Below are 1931 nucleotides of genomic sequence, written 5' to 3' on the forward strand. Positions count from 1 at the left end.
ACCTCATGTGTGAATGGCCGTCATCGCGGCGCGAATGCATGGCATGCCCGCACGGGATGTGTTTCTGGCGCCCGCCATTGGACAGTTGAATTGCCTGAATAACTCGAGGGGTGGTGAGTTAGGCCTGCATTCGGCAACAGTCCGTCAGTCCGCCGGGATATGTCCCGAACGTGAAGGCTGCGGCTGCAGAAGCTGTTGCGGTGTTGTTCACATCCATGAGTTTCCTCGTAACAAAGCTTACGTGCAAGTAATATAAGCCTGCTTGTCTCATATAGTGAGATATTGGGAGCTTTTTGTGCGGCACATCACTTTTAAGGCCGTGAATAATTATAGATTCGTGCGCCGTGGGCCGGGCGGTGCTGCATATTTATTCATGCACGCGGCGCGACCTCAGGCGCTTGGAATCCCAGGACGAACACGCTTGCGTTTGCAAGGCGTCCAACATGTGGACGCACCTGATTTTCGAGGTAACGGCGGGGGCACCGCCCGGCGCGGTGAGGCCAGCCGGGCGGTAGACCTGACGTGGGTCAGCCGGCCACGCCGTAGAGCCGGTCGCCGGCGTCGCCCAGGCCGGGGACGATGTAGGCCTTCTCGTTCAGCCGTTCGTCGATGGAGGCGACAACGATGGAGACGTTCGTACCTTCGAGCTCGTCGCGCAGCGCCTGCAGCCCTTCCGGGGCCGCGAGCAGGCAGATGCAGGTCACGTCCGCGGCGCCCCGGGCGAAAAGGAACTTGATCGATTCGCGCAGCGTGCCGCCGGTGGCCAGCATCGGGTCCAGCACGAAAACCTGGCGCCCGGTGAGGTCGGCCGGGAGCCGCTCGGCGTAGGTAATGACGTCCAGGGTTTCCTCGTTGCGGGCCATGCCCAGGAACCCCACCTCGGCGGTCGGCACCAGCTTGGTCATGCCCTCAAGCATGCCGAGGCCGGCGCGCAGGATCGGCACCACCAGCGGGGTCGGCTTGGTGAAAGCTGTTCCGATGGTCCGGGTCACCGGGGTCTCGATTTCGACCGGTTCGGTCCGGACGTCGCGGGTGGCTTCATAGGCCAGCAGGGTCACCAGCTCTTCGGTGAGCTGGCGGAAGACGGGCGACGGAGTGGTCTTGTCGCGGAGAACGGTGAGTTTGTGGGCAACAAGAGGATGGTCCACTTCGAGTACGCGCATCCCCCAAAACTACCGGCACCCGGATAGCAGGGACAAACATCGGGCCTGCCAGAATGGAGCCATGGGCCCGATTGATCCGCAGCACCACCAGTGGATGGGTCATGCCCTGCACCAGGCCCGCCTGGCGCTGGACACCTCCGACGTGCCCATCGGCGCGGTGGTAGTGGGGCCCGACGGCGAGGTGCTGGGTTCCGGACGCAACGAACGGGAGGCGCTGCACGACCCCACGGGCCATGCCGAGATGGTGGCCATCCGGGAGGCGGCGCGGAAGCTCGGCACCTGGCGGCTGGAAGGCTGCACGCTGGTGGTCACCTTGGAGCCGTGTGCGATGTGCGCCGGTGCCATTGTGCTGGCCCGCATCCCGACAGTGGTCTTCGGTGCCTGGGACGAGAAGGCCGGTGCAGCCGGCAGCGTCTTCGACATCCTGCGCGAACGCCGGCTGAACCACTGGGTGGAGGTCTACCCGGAGGTGCGGGCAGATGAGTCGGCCGCCATGCTGCGCGGGTTCTTCGCCAGCCACCGCGGCGAGATGCCGGCAGACTGAGCGCTTCTCTCGGGTGGCTGGGTGCCTGTAAGCCACCCCATCTCGCCCAACCGCCCAGGCCTAGACGCCCCGGAACCCTGACAGTCCGGCACTCCCACGGGAGCGTTTTGGGGCTCAGGGCCAACTACGGGTAAAGTTGACGCGTTGGTGACGTGTCCGAGCGGCCGAAGGTGCAACACTCGAAATGTTGTTTGGTGTAACAGCCAACGTGGGTTCAAATCCCA

2 protein-coding genes are annotated in these 1931 nt (G+C 64.2%); one reads left to right on the plus strand and one right to left on the minus strand.

What is annotated here, in order from left to right:
- Positions 1-527: 527 nt before the first annotated feature.
- Entirely contained in the window at positions 528-1163 is a 636-nt protein-coding gene (upp, locus tag AC5RWT_RS36930; protein WP_493969756.1) for a uracil phosphoribosyltransferase, read from the minus strand.
- Between the two features lie 61 nt (positions 1164-1224).
- Between upp and tadA the strand changes: the two genes are divergently transcribed.
- Positions 1225-1707, plus strand: a complete 483-nt coding sequence (gene tadA / locus AC5RWT_RS36935) for a tRNA adenosine(34) deaminase TadA (RefSeq protein ID WP_494084548.1) — start codon at positions 1225-1227, stop codon at positions 1705-1707.
- The last annotated feature ends 224 nt before the right edge of the window (positions 1708-1931 follow it).

Source organism: Arthrobacter sp. Dra40 (assembly GCF_059091905.1).